The sequence below is a fragment of the Streptomyces sp. CA-210063 genome (genome assembly GCF_024612015.1).
In the GTDB taxonomy this organism is placed as follows: Bacteria; Actinomycetota; Actinomycetes; order Streptomycetales; family Streptomycetaceae; genus Streptomyces.
The window spans coordinates 9,063,515-9,082,833 of record NZ_CP102512.1 but is presented as its reverse complement, the minus strand read 5'-3'; the positions used below and the strand labels follow the sequence as shown (position 1 = coordinate 9,082,833).

Genomic DNA, 19,319 nt, shown 5'->3' with positions numbered 1-19,319 from the left:
CAAGTGGCCCTTGTCCGGTGTCACTTGACGGCGGACTGGGCGGCGCTCAGCGCGTCCTTCGGGGACTGCGAGCCGCTGAGGGCGGACTGGACGGCCTTCCACATCTGCTCGGAGATCTTCGGGTACGTGGTGCCCAGGTCGTCGCTGGTGCGCCCCTTGGCCGCCTTCACCGCCTCGACCCACGGCTTCAGCTCGGCGTTCGCCGCCACCTGCTTGTCCTGGACCTCACTGGTGGGCGCCACGTAGGACAGCGTGGTGTCGGTGTCGTACAGGTTCTCGGTGCTGGTCAGACAGGTCGCCAGCTTCTGGGAGGTGGTGTAGCGGCCGGTGTCGCCCTGGACGGGGAGGGTGACGAACTCGCCGCCGGTCGGGGCGGCGGCGTTGCCACCGTCGGCGCCGGGGACGGGGATGACGCCGTACTCGAAGCCCGCCTTCTCGGCGTTCGCGAGCTGCCAGGTGCCGTTCTCGGCGAAGGCGTAGTCGCCGGTCGCGAACTCCTGCCAGCTGGTCGTCTGGGTGTTGTTGATGACCGAGTTGGGCGCGTACCCCTTCTTCAGCCAGTCGCTCCACAGCGTCAGCGCCGAGACGGCCTCGGCGGAGTCGAGGTCGGTCAGCTGGGCGCCCGAGCCCCAGAACCACGGCAGGAACTGGAAGCTGCCCTCCTCCGTTCCGATCGCCGAGAAGGTGATGCCCTTCTTGCCCGCCTTCTCGACCTTGTCCAGCGCGGCCGTCAGCGACGCCCAGTCCTTGACCGAGGCGATGTCCACGCCGGCTTCCTTGAGCACCTTCTCGTTGTAGTAGAGGGCGAGGGTGTTGGCGCCGATCGGCGTGCCGTATGTCTTCCCGCCCGACTGGCCGGCCGCGAGCAGGTTGGGGTCTGCCTTGGAGGTGTCCAGCTTGTTGTCGTCGGTCGTGGTGAGGACGCCGGCCTCGGCCAGGGTCGACACGACGGGGTTGTCGACGATGAGGATGTCCGCGGAGTTGTCCTGCTGCGCCGCCAGCAGCGCCTTGTTCGACAGGTCGCTGGTGTCGAACGCGGTCCGCTTGATCTTCACGCCGGCCTCGGTGCCGCAGTCGTCCAGCAGCTTCGCCCAGGCCGAGCCCTTGTCGAACTGCGGGTACGGGTCCCAGACGGTGTACGTGCCGCTGTCCGCGGCCTTCGTCCCGGTGCCGCCCGAGCCGGAGCCGCAGGCGGTGACGCTGGTGGCAACGGCCAGGGCGGTCAGGGCCGCGGCGGTCAGACGGCGCTGTCTGGAGAAGCTGTTCATGGCGGGTTCCTTTGTTTCTGGCATGCGGGTGCCGAGACGGTTTCCGGCATGCGGGTGCCGAGACGGTTTCCGGCATGCGGGTGCCGAGGACGGGGCTGCCGGGGAAGGTGGGCACGCCGAACGCGCCCATGCGCGGTTCGGGGTCGGGTGTTCGGCGGGGTGAGGAAGGAGGTGGGAGTGCGGTGTCCCGTGGGTGGGGTCAGGGCGTCGTATCGGACCCGGCGTCCGCGCTGGGCGTGGCTCCCGCGGGTCCGGTGCTGGCCCGCAGGGAGATCGGCGGTGCGAGCAGGTGGTGCCGGGGCGGCGTGTCGGGCTGGTCGAACCGCTCCACCAGCAGGTCGACGGCGAGACGGCCCATCTCGGCCGCCGGTACGTCCGCCGCGGTGAGCTGCGGGGTCACCGTCTCCGCCCACCGGCCGGCCACGACCCCGGTGACGGAGAAGTCGCGCGGCACATGGCGTCCGGCCTCGGCCAGCCCCCGGTAGAGGCCGCCCAGCGCGGCCTCGTTCAGCGTGACCAGGGCCGTGGTGGCCGGGTCGTCGTGCAGGATCCTTTCCACACAGGTCTGGCCGGAGGAGGCGTCGTCCCCGCAGCAGTACGTCCGGACCGTCAGCCCACGCTCGGCCGCGGCCTTCGTGAAGCCGTCCAGGCCGCGGTGCGCGGACTCGTACCCGGTCCGCAGCAGCTGCTCGGGACGGTTGACGAAGGCGACCCGGCGGTGGCCGAGATCCGCCAGGTGGTGGACGCAACGCTCGACCAGCGCGGTGTGGTCGAGGCCCACCCACCAACCGCCTTCGGGACGGGCGGTACGGCCGATGGCGACGGAGGGGAAGTCCAGGGCGGTGAGATGGTCGACCCGGTCGTCCTCCAGCCTGATCTCCATCAGGATCGCGCCGTCCACCCGCCGCTCCCCCAGCAACCGCTGGAAGGAACGGTCGCTGTCCATGCCGCTGGGGGACAGCAGCACGTCGTAGTCGTGGGCCGCGGCGGCCTCCACCACGCTGCCGATGAAGTCCAGCTGCATCCCCGTGTAGTGGTTCCCGGCCGGCGGGAAGACCAGGCCGATCGTGCGGGTCCGCCCGTTGGCCAGGGCGCGGGCACTGGCGCTGGGCCGGTAACCCAGCTCGTCGACGACCCGCTGGATCCGCCGGCGCGTGTCCTCGGAGACCGGGCGCTTGCCGCTCAACGCGTAGGACACGGTGCTCCGCGAGACACCGGCCCGCTTGGCGATCTCACCGATGTTCACGGGACTCCTTCGTCGAACCGGGTCGAACGCGGACCAGTTGTCGAACCGGTTCGCGTGAAGTGAAGGTAGGAACCGCCCAGGCGCCTGTCAACACCTCCGGCCTCACTTTCCCGTACCAGTGCGGTCCTGGAGAAACGTGTGCCGGAGGGATTGCTGGCCGGGTAATCCCGGTGCTAGCTTCGCGAACCGGTTCGATGAAGTGCCCCTTCGACGACCATGGGCCTGTTCCACGCCTGCCTGGGCCGCCGGGCCGCCGACCTCGCCACCCGAAGCATTGCCATGCCGCTGCTACGCACGCGATCGAACCGGTTCGATACTCACTCCAGGATTGAGGACGCAATCCATGCCATCCGCTGACAGATCCGCCCGGCGCCGCGCCCCGGCCGCCGTGGCTCTGACTCTCGGCGCGGGCCTGCTGGCCTCACCCGCCGTCCCCGCGCAGGCGGCCGAGGCCCCCCAGCCCGCCGCCCGCTACACCTTCGACGAGGACGACCTCGCCTCCGGCAGGATCACCGACAGCTCCGGCAACGGCCTGACGGCGACCCTGGTGAACGGCTCCACCGCGCGGTCCGTCGCGGGCGCGGACGGCGGCAAGGCGCTGGCCCTGCCCGGCGGAGCGCCCACCTCCGACGGCGCGTACGTCCGGCTGCCCCGCGAACTGCTCGGCGACGCGAGCGACTTGACGGTCTCCGCCCGGGTGAAGTGGAGCGACGACAAGTCGTCCTGGCAGCGGATCTTCGATCTGGGCACCAACACCACCACGTACCTCTTCACCACCCCGTACAGCGGGAACGGGGTCCTGCGCACCGCCGTCACCACGGGCGGAGGGGGTGCGGAGGCGCAGGTCAACGGGTACGCGATGCTTCCGGCGGACGCGTGGAAGACGGTCACCGTCACCCTCGACACCTCCGCCGGCCGGGTCACCACCTACCTCGACGGCGTGCCGGTCTCCTCCGCCGAGACCGGCGTCAAGGCCAAGGACCTGCTGGACGCCTCGGCCACGGCCGCCGGATACATCGGCAAGTCCTTCTGGCCGGACCCGCTGCTCAAGGGCGCGATCGACGACTTCACCGTGTGGCACTCGGCGCTCAGCCCCGAGCAGGTGGCCGGTACGGTCGGGGACGTGCCGACCGTCCAGGAGCTCTCGAAGACGTCGTTCGAGGTCCGCACGACGACCGGGACCGCCCCGTCCCTCCCCGCCGCCGTCCGCTCCTCCTTCTCCGACGGCTACGACCGCGACACGCCGATCACCTGGGACGCCGTACCGTCCGACGCGTACGACCGGCCGGGGACGTTCACGGTGGCGGGAACGGCGGCCGGGCGTGCCGTGAAGGCGACGGTCACCGTGGTCCGCGAGGGGCAGCTCACCGTCGATCTCGGCTCGGACACCGGAGCGTTCCACGGCGGCGCCTCCGGCACCCTCTACGGCGTGTTCGGCCCGGACGTCCCCACCAACAACCTGATGGAGGGCATGGGCCTGCGCACGGTCTCCACCAAGGCGCAGGACGGCCCGCAGCACCCCGGTGCCGACGCGCTGGAGGTGGTGAAGCCGCTGGCCGACTCCACCGACGGTGATGTGTACATCTACATGACCGACATCCACCGCGGCTTCCCGTACCAGTGGCCGGGCGACACCCCCGAGGAGAAGATCGAGCTCTACAAGGAGAAGATCGCCCAGCAGGTCGACCAGGTCCTGAAGCTTCCGGAGCAGTACCAGGACAACATCGTCTTCGTGCCGTTCAACGAGCCCGAGGGCAACATGTTCGGCACCGGCGAGTGGAGCTACAACAAGGTCAGCTGGCTGAACGACCCGGACGACTTCCTCGCCGCCTGGGACGACGCCTACCAGCTCATCAAGAGCAGGATGCCCGACGCCCGCATCGCCGGCCCCAACACCAGCGTCCTGTACGACCAGGTGAAGGGCTTCCTCACCCACACCCTGGCCGCCGGCACCCTCCCGGAGGTGATCACCTGGCACGAGCTGAGCCACCCGGAGGCGGTGCGCGAGAGCGTCGCCAAGTACCGGGGCTGGGAGAAGGAACTGTTCAAGGGCACCTCGCGTGAGGGCACCCGACTCCCCATCAACATCAACGAGTACGCCTTCAACTACCACACCTCCGTTCCCGGCCAGATGATCCAGTGGGTGTCCGCCATCGAGGAGTCCAAGGTGGACGCCGACATCGCGTACTGGAACATCGACGGCAACCTCTCCGACTCCGCCGTGCAGTCGGGCCGCGGCAACGGCCAGTGGTGGCTGCTGAACGCGTACGCCTCGATGAGCGGACACACCGTCACCGTGACCCCGCCGTTCCCCGGCGAGAACTACACCATGCAGGGCGTCGCCACGCTCGACGAGAAGAAGCGGCAGGCGCGGCTGGTCTTCGGCGGGTCCACCGGCAAGGGTCACATCACGTTCACGGGCGTCCCGGAGAAGCTCTTCGGCCAACGCGCGCACGCCTGGGTGCGGGAGATCGAGTGGAGCGGACAGGTGGGCGACTCCTCCGGCCCGAAGCTGCTCACCGAGAAGGACCTGAAGGTGGGTGACGACGGCACGGTCGTCGTCGACTTCGGTGCCGGCGGGCTGCCGACGCTGAAGGAGTCGTCGGCGTACGAGATCGTCCTCAGCCCGGCCGGGAAGGCGAAGGGCACGCAGTCGCCGCCCGCGTCCTGGCAGGCGTCGTACGAGGCGGAGGACGCCGCCCACACCGGGGCGGGCCACTCGAGGAACGGTCCGGAGGGCTCGCCACGCGACGTGTCGAAGTTCTACACCTCCGGCGGCTACAGCGTGGGCGGCCTGCGCACCGGCTCGGACGTCACGCTCGACTTCACGGTGGAGGTGCCCGAGGACGGCACGTACGACCTGAGTGTCTTCGCCAACTCCCTCAACACCTTGGACAAGGTGAAGGAGCAGGGCCCCACCAACGTCTTCCTGCGCGTGGACGGCGAGGCGGCCGGCGAGCAGGAGCTGTATCTGCCGCTGGGCTACAAGTGGGTGGTGTGGGACCACACCGACACGAAGGTCCGTCTCAGCAAGGGCAAGCACACCCTGACGCTGGCCACGAAGAGCCTCGACGGTGAGCGCGCCACCAAGGGTGACGCCATCGTCGACCGCCTCACCCTCTCCCTCCCCGAGGCGTCGGCCGCCACGCAGGTCTACGAGGGCGAGTTGGCGTGGCTGGACGGCGGGGCACAGCCCGTCTACGAGCTGCCGCAGCAGGCCGGAACCTCGGCGACCGGCTCGGGCGCGGCCCGGCTCGCGAAGAACCAGACCGCCACGTTCTGGGTCTACTCGCCCGCCGACCGCGAGGCCACGCTCAAGGTCGACACCCTCGGCGGCACGGGAGCCCGGCTCTCCGTCAACGGCCACGACGTCCTGCGCCTGGCCAAGGGCAGGAGCGGCGTCGCCGTCTCCCTCTCGGGCGGCGTCAACAAGGTGACACTGACCGGGGGTTCGTCCGCCACCCTCGTCGACCGCCTCACGGTCACGCCGTCACAGGGCGCGCTCCCTGCGCGTACATACGAGGCGCGGGACGCCGCGCTCGCGGGCTCGGCCACGCTCACCCCGCTCTCCCTGGCCACCGACGGCACGGCGATCACCGGCATCGGTGGCGACCCGGGCAACGGCAACACGGCGACGTTCACCGTCGCCGCGGACCGGGCCGGTCTGTACGCGCTGCGCGTCCGCTACTCCAACCCCGAGCAGTCCGAGGCCACGCACTACAACCCGGACCCGCTGGCCCGCCACGCCGACATCACCGTCAACGGCGGTGGGACGCGGCGCGTCGGCTTCCCGCACAGCTTCCACCAGAACAACTTCTGGGAGCTGACCGTCCCCGTCCAGCTCAAGAAGGGGCAGAACACGATCGCCTTCCGCTCCGAGGAACTGCCGAACTTCGACGGCACCGGCTACGCCTCGGACACCTTCCCCGGGGTGCTGCTCCGCTCCCGCCACGCGCCGCTGATCGACCGGATCACCGTGGCGCCGTACGCGCGAGAGGTGCGATGAGGTGAACGGGTGAGGTGAACGGCTGAGCGCCCGGTCCGTCACGGTCGACGGACCGGGCGCTTCACTGTTCCCGGCAGGCAGGGCTCATCCATGCGGCCAGGCCGGGGGACACTGTTCCGGCCACTCGCCCGGCCGGGGCGTGCGTGGCCCTGGGATGCACGGAGACCGACGGAGACCCGATGGAACGACGCCAGCTGGAGTACTTCGTCGCCGTCGTCGAGCACGGCGGATTCACCGCCGCGGCCGTCGCGCTCCATGTCGCCCAGCCCTCGCTGTCGCATGCGATCCGGTCCCTGGAGCGTGAATTCGGCGGGGCGCTGTTTCACCGTCTGCCGCACGGCGTCGTCCTCACCGCGGCGGGTGAGTCGCTGGTCCGGCCGGCCCAGCAGGTCCTGCGTGATCTGTCCACGGCCGGTTCCCTGGTCCGGGAGGTCCTCGGGCTCGGCGGCGGCCGACTCGACATCGTTTCGCAGACGACCCTTTCGGTCGACCCCCTGGCCGCCATGCTGGGGCACTTCCATCGCGCGCATCCGAAGGTCTCGGTGCGCGTGGTCGACCCGGAGCGAGGACCTGCCGTGGCGCTGATGGTCGCGGCGGGGCAGTGCGAACTCGGTCTGGTGGACGCCTCGGTGACCACGGCGGACCTTCGTGGGATCGACCTGCCCGAACAGGAGATGCATGTCGTGCTGCCCGCCGACCATCCGCATCCGGCGGGCGACACCATCACCTCGCGTGAACTGGCCGCGCTGGACCTGATCGTGACACCGCCGGGCACCGAGACCCGGGCCGCGGTGGACGACGTGTGCACCGCGCTGGGCGTCGCACCGCGGATCGCGGTGGAGACCGCGCACCGCGCGATGATCGTGCCGCTGGTCCTCTCCGGCGTCGGCGCCGCCCTGCTGCCCGCCTCCATGGCCCGGGACGCCGCGCTGCGCGGGGCCCGGATGCTGTCCCATCGGCCGCGGCTGCTGCGCCACGGCCGGCTGGTCTGGCGGTCGGGCCCGCTGTCCCCCGCCGCCCAGGCGTTCGTGGACCTGGCGTCCGTCCAGTAGGTATAGAAGTTTTCTATTGCCTTCATTCAAAACCGGTTCGCGGGAATTCAAGGTGCCTTGTTGACCGGCCTGAGCAGCGGCTGACACGTTTGCCGCATCGCAGGCCGGTGCTTTCCGGAGCGGCGAATCGGAGAAATGAATGACTGAGTTCGATGCCGGGCGGCACATACTTCCGCGACCCGACGTCCGCCGGCCGCTGACGACCGCGATGGACGTCCACGAGCAGGAGACCGCCTTCGCCCCCATCGGACCGGTCCCTCCGCCCGAGGGCGCGCCGAACGTGGTGATCGTGCTCGTCGACGACCTGGGCTTCGGCACCTCCAGCGCGTTCGGCGGACCGTGCGAGATGCCGGCCGCGGAACGTCTCGCGGACGACGGACTGCGTTACACCCGCTTTCATGTGACGGCCCTGTGCTCGCCGACCCGGCAGGCCCTGCTGACCGGGCGCAACCACCACTCGGTCGGCATGGGCGGCACCACCGAGATGACCACCGCGGCCCCCGGGTACAACGGGTTCCGGCCGCGTAGCGCGGCGACCATGGCGCAGATCCTGCAGGGAAACGGCTACAGCACGGCCGCCTTCGGCAAGTGGCACCAGACCCCGCCGCGGGAGATCAGCGCGGTCGGGCCGTTCGACCGCTGGCCGACCGGGGAGGGCTTCGACACCTTCTACGGGTTCATGGGTGCCGAGATGAACCACTGGTACCCGCTGCTGTACCAGGGCACCACCCCCGTCGAGCCGGATCGCCGGCCCGAGGACGGCTACCACCTGTCCGAGGACCTCGTCGACCACGCCATCGACTGGGTGCGCACCCAGCGGACGCTGACTCCGGGCCGGCCGTTCTTCACCTATCTCGCGCTGGGCGCCGCACACGCGCCGCTGCACGTGGGCCGCGAGTGGCAGGAGAAGTACCGCGGACGGTTCGACCACGGCTGGGACCGGCAGCGCGAACTGACCCTGGAGCGGCAGAAGGAACTCGGCGTCGTACCCGAGGACGCGGAACTCGCGCCCTGGGCCGAGGGCGTCCCGCACTGGGACGAACTCACCGACAGCCGGCGCCGGTTGGCGGCCAGGTTCATGGAGACGTTCGCCGCCTTCACCGAACACGCCGATGTGCAGGTCGGCAGGTTCCTCGACGCGTTGGAGGAACTCGGCGTACTGGACGACACGATCGTGCTCTACATCCTGGGCGACAACGGCGCCTCGGGTGAGGGCGGCATCGAGGGCACGATCGTCGAGCACCGGCTGGGGCACGGCATCGTGGACGACCCGGACGAGATGATCGACCACCTCGACGAGATCGGCGGCCCGCTCAGCTACCCGATCGCCCCGGCGGGCTGGGCGCTGGCCCTGAACACGCCCTACCAGTGGACCAAACAGGTGGCCTCGCACTTCGGCGGCACCCGGGACGGCATGATCCTGCACTGGCCCCGGGGGGTTCCCGAGCGCGGCGGGCTGCGTCACCAGTTCTCGCATGTGATCGACGTACTGCCGACGATTTTGGACTGCGTGGGAGTCCCGGCGCCGTTCAGCGTGGACGGGGTTCCGCAGCAGCCCATCGAGGGGACGAGCATGCGGCGGACGCTCGCCGACCCCCGGGCGCCCGAGCACCGCCGTACCCAGTACTTCGAGATGTGCGGCAACCGGGGCATCTACCACGACGGCTGGATGGCGGTCACCCGGCACGGCATCCCCTGGGAGATGGTGCCGGACAAGGGCCGGAGGTTCGCCGACGACATCTGGGAGCTCTACGACCTCGACCACGACTGGAGTCAGGCCCACGACCTCGCCGCCGAACACCCCGAGAGGCTGCGGCAGTTGCAGGACCTGTTCCTGATCGAGGCGGCGAAGTACCAGGTGTTCCCGCTCGACGACCGGGTCACGGAGCGGGAGAACCCGGCTGTGGCCGGCCGTATCGATCTCATGGGCGACCGGACCTCCATCACCTACCGGGCGGGGATGCGGCGGTTCACCGAGGAGACCACGCTCAACGTCAAGAACCGCTCGCACAGCATCACGGCGGACGTCGACCTGCCTCAGACGGCGGCCGAGGGCGTGATCATCGCGCAGGGCGGCCGGTTCGGCGGCTGGAGCCTGTACGTCACCGGGGGCAGGCCGGCGTACGCGTACAACTACTTCGGCATGAACCTGTACACCGTGCGCGGCGGCGAGCCCCTGGCACCGGGACGGCACGAGATCCGGCTCGACTTCGACTACGACGGCGGCGGACTCGGCAGAGGCGGGACCGCCGTGCTCCTCGTGGACGGGGAGAAGCACGCGACCGGACGGGTCGAGCGGACCATCCCGTACTACTTCTCCTTCGACGAGACACTCGACGTCGGGGTGGACCTGAGTACGCCGGTGACCGACGACTATCCCGTCCTCGACAACGAGTTCACCGGCACCCTTCACACGGTGCGCATCGACCTGGACGCCCCGAGCGCCGCCTCGTCCGCGTACGACGGCGGACTGCACCGGCGCGTCATGGGGGCCCAGTGAACTGCTGCACGCCGTCCGGCGGCCGGGCCGCGGACCCAGCGCCGGAGCTCCGGCGGTCCGCCGTCCGCCCGGCGGCCACGGAAGGCATGGTGGCCGTCCCCGCCGGCGAGTTCCTCATGGGCAGCGAGGACGCGCTCGCCTACCGGGCCGACAGGGAAGGCCCGGTGCGCACGGTGCGTGTCGACGCGTTCTGGATCGACGCCCGCACGGTGTCCAACGCACAGTTCGCGCGGTTCACCGCCGACACGGGCTACCGCACCTCCGCCGAGCGGATCGGCTGGTCGTTCGTCTTCGCCGGGCTGCTCCCGGACGACTTCCCGCCGACCCGGGGCGTGGTGGGCGCGCCCTGGTGGCGACAGGTCGAGGGCGCCGACTGGCACCGTCCCGACGGACCGCACTCCACCTGGGAGGACCGGGCGGATCACCCGGTCGTCCATGTCGACTGGGACGACGCCCGCGCCTACTGCGCGTGGGCCGGCAAACGCCTGCCCACCGAGGCGGAATGGGAACGCGCCGCCCGAGGGGGACTGCACGCGAAGGTGTTCCCCTGGGGCGACGAGTTCGAGCCGGGAGGCCGCCCCCGGATGAACGTGTGGCAGGGCGACTTCCCGAACCGGCACCCGACCGCCGACGGCTGGTACGGCACCTGCCCGGTCGACGCCTTCGAGCCCAACGGCTTCGGCCTGTACAACGCCACCGGCAACGTCTGGGAATGGTGCGAGACCCCCTTCTCCCCCGCGCGCGACACACAGCGGCGGGTCACCAAGGGCGGCTCCTACCTGTGCCACGCGTCCTACTGCCGCCGCTACCGGGTCGCCGCACGGCAGGGCCTCCACCCGGACTCGGCAACCGGCAACGTGGGGTTCCGGTGCGCCCTGGACATGACGTGACCCCTTTCGACTCCCTCACTCGGACAACGGCGCGAGACGCCCGGCGCACAAGGAGCAGGACCATGGCGAAGCGAACAAGAACATGGCGTCCCGGGGTGGCCGGGACGGCCGTACTCGGTCTCGCCCTGACCGCCTGCGGTGGGGCGAAGGTCGGCGACGACCCCGCCGCGGCCGACGGCGGTTCGGGCACGTGCGGCACCTTCAACCTCGCGGTCAACCCGTGGGTGGGCTACGAGGCGGACGCGGCGGTCGTCGGCTATGTGGCCGAGCACGAACTCGGCTGCGAGGTGGTCGAGAAGGACCTCAAGGCGGAGATCGGCTGGCAGGGGTTCGAGACGGGCGAGGTCGACGCCATCCTGGAGAACTGGGGCCACGACGACCTGAAGAAGAAGTACATCACCGAGCAGAAGACCGCCGTCAGTCTCGGCTCGACCGGCAACAAGGGAATCATCGGCTGGTACATCCCGCCGTGGATCGCGAAGAAGTACCCGGACATCACCAACTGGAAGAACCTCAACAAGTACGCCTCGAACTTCAAGACCTCCGAGTCGGGCGGCAAGGGCCAGCTCCTCGACGGCGATCCGTCGTACCAGACCAATGACGAGGCGCTGGTGCAGAACCTGAAGCTGGACTTCAAGGTGGTGTACGCGGGCAGCGAGACCGCGCTGATCCAGGCTTTCCGGGATGCCGAGAAGAACAAGAAGTGGGTGATCGGCTACTTCTACGAGCCCCAGTGGTTCTTCTCGGAGGTCCCACTGGTCCACGTCGAGCTGCCCGCGCACACGAAGGGCTGCGACGCGGAGCCGGCGAAGGTCGCCTGCGACTATCCCGCGTTCGACCTCGACAAGATCGTCAGCACCCGGTTCGCGAAATCCGGCAGCCCGGCCTACGACCTGGTCAAGAACTTCACGTGGACCAACGACGACCAGAACACCGTCGCCAAATACATCGCCCTCGACAAGATGACGCCGGAGGCGGCGGCGAAGAAATGGGTCACGGCGAACCCCGACAAGGTCAAGGCCTGGCTCGGGTAGGCCATGGCCGTCTTGGGACGGTCGGGGCTGATCAGTCGAAGTACGACTCCAGCGTGCCGCAACGCCGGATGTCGAGGGTCGCGCAGTGGAACGAGCCGCCGAACGGCGCGTAGTGCCGCAGATCGCACGGGATCGGCTCGAACCCCCATTTCTCGAGCGCCCGCAGCATGTCGGTGTGGTGCCGCTCCGCGATCACGTGCTTCTCGTCGATCATGAGCACGTTCATGTTGAGCCACTTGCCGCACATCGAGGTGATCTTGAGCAGGCGGTCGTCGATCGGGGTGGGCTCGGGGGCGGTCAGGATGTCCCACGAGTTCAGGGCCTCGGGCAGGTGATCGACGTCGATGTACTCGGGATTGACCATCACCTTGCCGGGCGCGAGCAGGACGAACGTCGTGTCGATGTGCATGGGCGTACGGCAGCGGCTCTCGACCTCGTGGATGCGGTAGCCGGAACCGAGATGGCGCCGTAGCCAGTCGATGCCCATCCGGTTGGTGACATTGCTCCGTGTCACGAACAGGTCGCGTCCCGCGCGCACGAAATCCGCCGCGTCGAACACCGGCTCGAACTCGGTGAGGATGTAGCGCATGGGCTCGTCGGCCGCCGGGGGACGGAAATCCGCCTCGAACAGTTCGTCGGTGAGCTGCGGTTTCGGTGCCGCCGTCCAGCGTGCGCCGCGCCGGAAGTAGTCCTTGAGAAGCAGGCGGTAGGAGTGGGTCTCGAAATACCGGCACGGCCACGCCATCGGGGTTTCGATGATCTCGTCACCGATCACGAGCATGCTGTCCCGCGGGCAGGTGTTGCAGAAACCGTGCGACGACCAGTCCGGAGTGCCGAACCGCTTCTTGTGGTCGACCGCTTCCGGCCGCCTGACCGTGATGCCGAGGGACCGCAGGAGAGCGATGAACTGATCGAGTTCCTGCTGCGCCCGCTCGATCAGCACGCGCGGGTACCTGAAGCCGGCGGCACGCCCCTGCAGCCGCGCGGCCCATGGGGGGATGTTGCAGGCCACGACCGGGTGACCGGAGGGGATCGTCGCGCCCTCGAGACGCCCGACGATGATCTCCTCCAGCGGGTCCCACTCGTTGTGTGAATTGACCGGCGAACGTGTCGGCGTGCTCAAGGAACCCACCTCCGTTGTCACCCAGCGCGCTTCAGGTTCGCCCGGCAGCGTGTCCTGCTCACTGATGCCGGCTCGATATGCCTGTACCCCGAGGCACGCGCCGGATTGCACACGCGCATCCGCGGTTGGCCGTGGGCGGGCTCACTGCCCCGCTGGGGAATCACGATTCGATCGATCGCGGGAGGGAAGGGCAGGTCATCGGCGGTCTCGGTGCTCGGATGACGGCCGCGGAAGCGAGTGCGCGCGGAAGACCCGCTCCTCGAACAGGTCCATTCCGACTATCAGCGCGAGCATCAGCACCGGGAAAACCAAGGCCAGGACCACCAGCAACACGGTCGCCTCCTCGGATGCCATCCACTACGAGGCGGCACCCCTTCCACGGAGAAGCGGGCACACATGGAAGGGCCGGGGTGAGCGCCGCGGTCAGGTGTTCGGACGACCTCGGGCAGTTGGCGCCGCGTGGTCATCGTCACCCGGATGGCTGCTGTCCGACAGCGCGACTGCGCGCTGAACAGCTCCCCTCACACCCAGTCCTCAAGCCCTCTGCCGCGCTGGCAGGCGGTGCGCCGCACGGCTTTCCCGGCCGGCGCGCCTTCCCCGGCCAGTAGGCCGTTCGGGTGAGGTGGCACCCCTGCGGTCCGCTCCGCGAGCACCCGTCCCTACTCGGAACCCTCGCCCCGGACCCGGTAGGTCTTGGTCCAGGTGGCCCGTATCTGGGGCTGGTGCCGGGCGAGGCCGCACAGCCCTGAGGTGTGGACCGATGTGGACCCCTACGACCGGCTCCGGGCCACCTTCGCCCGCACGGTTTCCTGAGGGCAGCCGTAGTGTCTCCGGTGGGGTTGGTCAGGGGACCACCGTGACCGGCCAGCGGGCGGCCTTCACCAGACGGACCGCGAGGGAGCCGATGAAGCGGTGCCCCGCCTTCTGCGACGCGCCGACGACCACCGCGTCGGCGCGTAGGCCGTCCGCGACTTTGGCCAGACCGGTGTACGGGTCGCCGCGCAGGGTGTGGAACTCCCAGCGCACGGGAAACACATGCCCCAGGTTCTCGGCGTCCTCGCGAGCCTGCTGAAGAATCTCCTCGGCGATCTGCCCGGTCGTCTCCGCCAGGATGGCCGTCGCTCCGGGAACGGTGGTGGCCATGACGGGCTGTATGTACACCAGCGCCAGCAGCGCTTGCTGGCGGCGCGCGAGGCCGGCGGCGTACGAGGCCGCCCGCCAGGAGGAGTCGGAGCCGTCGACCCCGGCCACGATGACCTTGGGCCCGTCCGTGCCGAGCTCGAAGACCGTTTCCCTCGGGCCTTTCCGGCGGGACACACCCTCGCCCTGCCCCGGGCCGCTTGTGCCGTGCGGCGGCTCGGGCCGGTCGTGCTCGTCCCCGGTCACACTGCGAGCGTATCCGCCACCGGGCGCGGGAGAATGAGAGGTATCGGCCTGGCGCGCGCTGAAGGCGGTGGGATCGACGACGTTGCCCCTGTCGTGGGAGTCGACGGATCAGAGGCCGGCCTGTGAGCGGCCGACTGGGCGACGGACGAGGCAGCCCTGCACGGCCTGGGGAAAGCCCGCCTTACGGCCTGGCCGTCGGTTCGGCGACCTCCGCCTGGGCCGGCCGCAGCAGCTGGTCGCCGACACGGTAGCCGGGGCGCAGGATCACGGTGCAGGTGGGCTGTTCGACGTCATCGGAGCGGGTGCAGGAGACTGCCTCGTGCCAGGCGGGGTCGAAAGGGTCGCCTGCCGTGCCGAAGGACTGCAGTCCCAGGGCGGCGAGTTCGCCTTCCAGCACGTCGGTGACGCGCTGGAAGCCGCCGGTGACGTCTCCTTGCTCGCGGGCCTGGTCGATGGCGTCCAGGACGGGGAGGAGGCCGCTGAGCACGTTGGCCACGGCGATCTCGCCGACCGCGCGGCGGTCGCGGCTGACCCGCTTGCGGTAGTTGTCGTACTCGGACTTCACGCGCTGCAGGTCCGCTGTCCGTTCCCGCAGCTGCGCCCGCAGGGTGTCGGTCTCGCCCGCGGCGTCGTCGGCCTGCCGGGCGGGCTCGGCGGGCTCGACGTCGCCGCGGCGGCGGGGCTCCAAGCTGGTGCCCGGATCCCGCCGCCGGGTCTCGCGGATGATCGACAGCGGGCGCTCGCCGGGGCGGTGTGTGTCGCTCGGGCGGGTCATCCGGCACCCTCCTGTCGCTTGTCGTCGTCGACGATCTCGGCGTCGACGACATCCTCGTCCTGCCCGGCGGCGTCTGCCGCGCCACCGCCCCCGCCCCCGGCGGTGGCCTGCTGGCCCTGAGCCTGCTGTGCCTGGGCGTACATGGCGGTGCCCACCTTCTGAGCCGCCGCCATCACCTTCTCCGTCGCCTGCCGCAGGGCCGCCGTGTCCTCACTGTCGGCCGAGGCCTTGAGGGCCTCCTTGAGCTCCGACAGAGCGGTCTCGACCTCGCCCTTCACCCCGGCCGGGATCTTGTCGGCGTTGTCGCTGAGCAGCCGATCGGTCTGGTAGACGACCTGCTCGGCCTGGTTGCGGGTCTCGGCCGTCTCTCGCCGGCGCCTGTCTTCCTCGGCGTGCTGCTCGGCCTCGCGCATCATGCGGTCGATGTCCTGCCTCGGCAGCGAGGAGCCGCCGGTGACCGTCATGCGCTGCTCCCTGCCGGTGCCCAGGTCCTTCGCGGAGACGTGCATGATGCCGTTGGCGTCGATGTCGAACGTGACCTCGATCTGCGGCACACCACGCGGCGCCGGGGGCAGGCCGGTCAGCTCGAACATGCCCAGCTTCTTGTTGTACGCCGCGATCTCGCGCTCGCCCTGGAAGACCTGGATCTGCACGGACGGCTGGTTGTCCTCGGCCGTCGTGAAGATCTCCGAGCGCTTCGTCGGGATCGTGGTGTTGCGCTCGATGAGCTTGGTCATGATGCCGCCCTTGGTCTCGATACCCAGGGACAGCGGGGTGACGTCCAGGAGCAGGACGTCCTTGACCTCGCCCTTGAGGACACCGGCCTGCAGAGCGGCGCCGACCGCGACGACCTCGTCGGGGTTGACACCCTTGTGCGGGTCCTTGCCGGTCAGCTCCCGCACCAGGTCGGTCACCGCCGGCATCCTCGTCGAGCCGCCGACCAGGATGACGTGGTCGATGCCGGACACCTTGATCCCGGCGTCCTTGATCGCGTTGTGGAACGGGCCCTTGCAGCGCTCCAGCAGGTCCGCGGTCAACTGCTGGAACTGGGCGCGGGTGAGCTTCTCCTCCAGGTGCAGCGGGCCCTCGGCGGACGCGGTGATGTAGGGCAGGTTCACCGTGGTCTCGGTGGACGACGACAGCTCGATCTTGGCCCGCTCGGCGGCCTCGCGCAGCCGCTGGACGGCCATCTTGTCCTTCGTCAGGTCGACGCCGTAGTTGTTCTTGAACTGCTGGGCCAGATGGTCGACGATCCGCTGGTCCCAGTCGTCACCGCCCAGGTGCGTGTCGCCGTTGGTGGCCTTGACCTCGACGACGCCCTCGCCGATCTCGAGCAGCGACACGTCGAAGGTGCCGCCGCCCAGGTCGAAGACCAGGACCGTCTGGTCGTTCTCCTTGTCCAGCCCGTAGGCCAGGGCGGCCGCGGTGGGCTCGTTGATGATCCGCAGCACCTTCAGCCCGGCGATCTCCCCCGCTTCCTTGGTCGCGGTGCGCTGGGAGTCGTTGAAGTACGCCGGAACCGTGATCACCGCGTCGGTGACGTCCTCACCGAGATACGCCTCCGCGTCCCGCTTGAGCTTCTGCAGCACCCGCGCGGAGATCTCCTGCGCCGTGTACCGCTTGCCGTCGATGCTCCCGGTGTCCGGGAACCGCCACTGCGCGTCGCCCATGTGGCGCTTGACGGACCGCACGGTGCGCTCGATGTTGGTGACGGCCTGGCGCTTGGCGACCTCACCCACGAGTACCTCGCCGGTCTTGGCGAAGGCGACCACCGACGGCGTGGTCCGCGCTCCTTCCGTGTTCGTGATGACGGTGGGCTCTCCACCCTCCAGCACGCTGACCACCGAGTTCGTCGTGCCGAGGTCGATTCCCACTGCACGTGTCATTGGTCCTCTCCTCCCTCTGCATCCCCAACCCAGGGCAGATGCCGGCGCCCTGTGGATCTGGAGCAAACCTCACTAACAGTGTGGATAAAGCGGGCATCTTGAGTTGTGAAGAAATACCAGTTTCCACCTCTTTGGGAACTTTTGTGATGGGCGGCAGGTAGTCACCGATGAGGGTGCGGTCCCACCAGGCGCCCGTCGAGCGCAGCCGGCGCCAGGTGGTGAACCGGCAGCGGTAGAGGCGCACCCGGACGAAGGCGGGTGGCGCGTGGGGGAACGGGTTGTGGCGCAGCAGCCCGCAGGACAGCCCGGTTGCCGCCGAGGAGAGCGACGACGAAGGCCGGCAGCCACGGCGCGGCGTACGCGGGTGAGAGGGCGGCGAACCACATCAGCCAGTCCAGCCGCTGATGGTAGGGGGCCACCTGTGGCGGCAGGCGCCGCTCGTCGCCCGGCTTGCCCTTGAAGCCGTACTCCTTCCACACCGTGGCACCGGTGATCTCCGGCTCGTCGGTGGCGCGCCTCGGCCCCCGGTTCGCCGTTCTTCCGTCCGAGTGGGTTGACCAGGGGCTGGCCACGTGGGTCCTGCGGCTGTGGCTGCGGCGGACGGATGCGTGGCCGCGCTGACGGCCGTGTCACCGCACAGGCCGCTCAGCCCCGAAGATGCCGCCGGGCGGAGTCCGGCAGGGTGCCGGCCAGCAGGCCGGAAGCGGCCCGGCCCACGACGTCCCCGCAGGGCGTAGCCCAGGAGCAGTTGTGCGCCCGGACTCCACGCCGTCACCGCGCCGCCCTCATCGACGGCCGCCGCGGCCGTCTGCGTCGGAGGCAGGAAGCCCTCACCCCCCGCGTTCCGCAAAGCGCCATACACAGTCACCGTGCTCACCCCCCGTGCGCGCCCCACCGGGGCGCCCGACTGCGGGGCCTCATCCACGCATGAAAATATCCATGGCCAACTGTCAAGATGACGACAAAGAAGACCCGTGATCAAGAGACCGTGGCGGCTGGTGGGGTCCAGCGGTAGGTGCGGGTCACCTTGCTGGAGATGCCGTAGTCCTTTTTTAGGTGTTCGGGGATGGCGTAGTGCATGACGCGTCCGCGGGTGAGGGAGGACAGCTCGAGGACGGTGGTCAGGTGGCCGAGACGGTCCAGGGCCCAGGCGCCGAGCGGGGAGCGGTCTTCGATGGTTTCGAGGATGCCGAGGAGGTGGGGCACGGCCTTGACGACGGTGTCCCACGGGGTCTGCGGCACGTGCAGCCAGTCGGCGCAGGTGTCGCCGATGAGATGGCGGATGAGGGCGGAGACGATCGGGTCGAAGAAGGTGCCGGGCACCACCTCCTCGTAGAGGTCGATGAGTTGCCGGGTCAGATGCGTGCCCTCCTCGGAGGGCCCCATGTGTCGGATCATGTACAGGTCGAGGAAGGCGCGGGCCTCCTCCAGGGTCTTGGGGACGGTGTCCTGGTCGACGCCGAGCATGGCGCCGACGACGCGCCAGGCGTAGTAGTAGGCTTCGGCGCCTTCCTGTGACATGTGGATGCCGAGGCGGTGCAGGCTGTCCAGGACGAGCAGGGAGAAGAACATCTGCCCGCCGATCATGTCCTCCTGGCAGATCGGCGTTCCCAGCGCGGTGGTGTCCCAGCGGTTCTCGCGCTGGAGGTGGTGGCGGATGGAAGCGTGCAGGAGACGGACCTTCTGGGCGGCGGGAAGGAAGCGGCTGCCGCTCTCGAAGGCGTCGGGCCGCATCAGGTAGACGGTGAACTGGCCCGTCTCCGCCATCCGTTTGGAGGGGTACTTCAGTCCGTGGGTGGCCGACAGCAGTTTCGCCACGTGGGGGACGACGTAACAGGCGGGCATGGAGGCGAAGGACAGCGCGGTGGAGATGTGCACGTTGTTGTCGATGAAGAACAGCCGGGCCTTTTCCATCTCCGTCCAGTCCACCCAGGACGGCGGGACACGGGTGGCTTCCAGGTACTCCCGGGCGACCTCGGGCAGCCCGTCCGGCAGCGGAGCTCCGGCGGTGGAGACGTGGCGCATCAGGGTGTTGAACGTGCCCACCTGGCCGCGTTCGAAGAGTGCGGCGACGGTGGCGTCGGCGAGTTCGTCGCCGGTGTGCCGTAGGGCGTCCATGGATGCCTCGGTGTAGGTCATGGCGGGGCTCCTTG

At 69.5% G+C, this 19,319-nt stretch carries 13 protein-coding genes and 1 pseudogene; 5 read left to right on the top strand and 9 right to left on the bottom strand.

What is annotated here, in order from left to right; genetic code table 11:
• Positions 1-20 precede the first annotated feature (20 nt).
• Both JIX56_RS39770 and JIX56_RS39765 read right to left on the bottom strand, forming a co-directional pair.
• Positions 21-1,268 (bottom strand): sugar ABC transporter substrate-binding protein, encoded by a 1,248-nt coding sequence (locus JIX56_RS39770; protein WP_257548277.1) that lies wholly within the window; start codon positions 1,266-1,268, stop codon positions 21-23.
• Positions 1,269-1,467: 199 nt separating this feature from the next.
• Positions 1,468-2,514, bottom strand: coding sequence for a LacI family DNA-binding transcriptional regulator (locus JIX56_RS39765; protein WP_257548275.1), 1,047 nt, complete (start codon positions 2,512-2,514; stop codon positions 1,468-1,470).
• 343 nt (positions 2,515-2,857) lie between these two features.
• Here JIX56_RS39765 and JIX56_RS39760 point away from each other — a divergent pair, with 343 nt between their 5' ends.
• The 5 genes from JIX56_RS39760 (at position 2,858) to JIX56_RS39740 (ending at position 11,996) form a co-directional block, all read left to right on the top strand.
• The gene (locus JIX56_RS39760) at positions 2,858-6,520 is read left to right on the top strand and encodes a LamG-like jellyroll fold domain-containing protein (protein WP_257548273.1); all 3,663 of its coding nucleotides are present in this window, start codon (positions 2,858-2,860) and stop codon (positions 6,518-6,520) included.
• 179 nt (positions 6,521-6,699) lie between these two features.
• Positions 6,700-7,572: a LysR family transcriptional regulator gene (locus JIX56_RS39755; protein WP_257548272.1), complete on the top strand. Its 873-nt coding sequence runs from the start codon at positions 6,700-6,702 to the stop codon at positions 7,570-7,572.
• A gap of 139 nt (positions 7,573-7,711) precedes the next feature.
• Entirely contained in the window at positions 7,712-10,072 is a 2,361-nt protein-coding gene (locus tag JIX56_RS39750) for an arylsulfatase (RefSeq protein WP_257548270.1), read from the top strand.
• Positions 10,073-10,158: 86 nt separating this feature from the next.
• Positions 10,159-10,962 carry a formylglycine-generating enzyme family protein gene (locus tag JIX56_RS39745; protein ID WP_257548268.1) on the top strand — a complete coding sequence of 268 codons (804 nt, stop codon included), beginning with the start codon at positions 10,159-10,161 and terminating at the stop codon, positions 10,960-10,962.
• Between the two features lie 62 nt (positions 10,963-11,024).
• Positions 11,025-11,996 carry an ABC transporter substrate-binding protein gene (locus tag JIX56_RS39740; protein ID WP_257548257.1) on the top strand — a complete coding sequence of 324 codons (972 nt, stop codon included), beginning with the start codon at positions 11,025-11,027 and terminating at the stop codon, positions 11,994-11,996.
• A gap of 31 nt (positions 11,997-12,027) precedes the next feature.
• On the opposite strand, the gene JIX56_RS39735 is transcribed toward JIX56_RS39740, so the two are convergent.
• From JIX56_RS39735 to JIX56_RS39705, 7 genes and pseudogenes are all read right to left on the bottom strand, one after another.
• On the bottom strand, positions 12,028-13,119 hold the full coding sequence (locus tag JIX56_RS39735) for an amidinotransferase (RefSeq protein WP_257548256.1): 1,092 nt from the start codon (positions 13,117-13,119) through the stop codon (positions 12,028-12,030).
• Positions 13,120-13,314: 195 nt separating this feature from the next.
• Positions 13,315-13,452, bottom strand: a complete 138-nt coding sequence (locus JIX56_RS39730) for a hypothetical protein (RefSeq protein WP_257548254.1) — start codon at positions 13,450-13,452, stop codon at positions 13,315-13,317.
• 510 nt (positions 13,453-13,962) lie between these two features.
• The gene (locus JIX56_RS39725) at positions 13,963-14,436 is read right to left on the bottom strand and encodes a universal stress protein (protein WP_257551377.1); all 474 of its coding nucleotides are present in this window, start codon (positions 14,434-14,436) and stop codon (positions 13,963-13,965) included.
• 250 nt (positions 14,437-14,686) lie between these two features.
• Complete coding sequence (gene grpE / locus JIX56_RS39720; RefSeq protein WP_257548252.1) at positions 14,687-15,280, bottom strand: nucleotide exchange factor GrpE; 594 nt, start codon at positions 15,278-15,280, stop codon at positions 14,687-14,689.
• Positions 15,277-17,166, bottom strand: a complete 1,890-nt coding sequence (dnaK, locus tag JIX56_RS39715; protein WP_257548250.1) for a molecular chaperone DnaK — start codon at positions 17,164-17,166, stop codon at positions 15,277-15,279. The genes grpE and dnaK overlap by 4 nt, the downstream gene beginning before the upstream one ends.
• Before the next feature lie 148 nt (positions 17,167-17,314).
• A pseudogene (locus JIX56_RS39710) lies at positions 17,315-17,675 on the bottom strand (lipase maturation factor family protein); the annotation flags it as partial.
• 469 nt (positions 17,676-18,144) lie between these two features.
• A complete protein-coding gene (locus tag JIX56_RS39705; RefSeq protein ID WP_257548247.1) occupies positions 18,145-19,305 on the bottom strand; it encodes an oxygenase MpaB family protein in 1,161 nt (386 codons plus the stop codon).
• Positions 19,306-19,319 lie beyond the last annotated feature (14 nt).

Coding starts and splice junctions, on each gene's coding strand:
- JIX56_RS39705 (WP_257548247.1), bottom strand. CDS start 19,305: ATGACCTACACCGAGGCATCCATGGACGCCCTACGGCACACCGGCGAC.
- JIX56_RS39755 (WP_257548272.1), top strand. CDS start 6,700: ATGGAACGACGCCAGCTGGAGTACTTCGTCGCCGTCGTCGAGCACGGC.
- dnaK (WP_257548250.1), bottom strand. CDS start 17,166: ATGACACGTGCAGTGGGAATCGACCTCGGCACGACGAACTCGGTGGTC.
- JIX56_RS39745 (WP_257548268.1), top strand. CDS start 10,159: ATGGTGGCCGTCCCCGCCGGCGAGTTCCTCATGGGCAGCGAGGACGCG.
- JIX56_RS39750 (WP_257548270.1), top strand. CDS start 7,712: ATGACTGAGTTCGATGCCGGGCGGCACATACTTCCGCGACCCGACGTC.
- JIX56_RS39760 (WP_257548273.1), top strand. CDS start 2,858: ATGCCATCCGCTGACAGATCCGCCCGGCGCCGCGCCCCGGCCGCCGTG.
- JIX56_RS39740 (WP_257548257.1), top strand. CDS start 11,025: ATGGCGAAGCGAACAAGAACATGGCGTCCCGGGGTGGCCGGGACGGCC.
- grpE (WP_257548252.1), bottom strand. CDS start 15,280: ATGACCCGCCCGAGCGACACACACCGCCCCGGCGAGCGCCCGCTGTCG.
- JIX56_RS39770 (WP_257548277.1), bottom strand. CDS start 1,268: ATGAACAGCTTCTCCAGACAGCGCCGTCTGACCGCCGCGGCCCTGACC.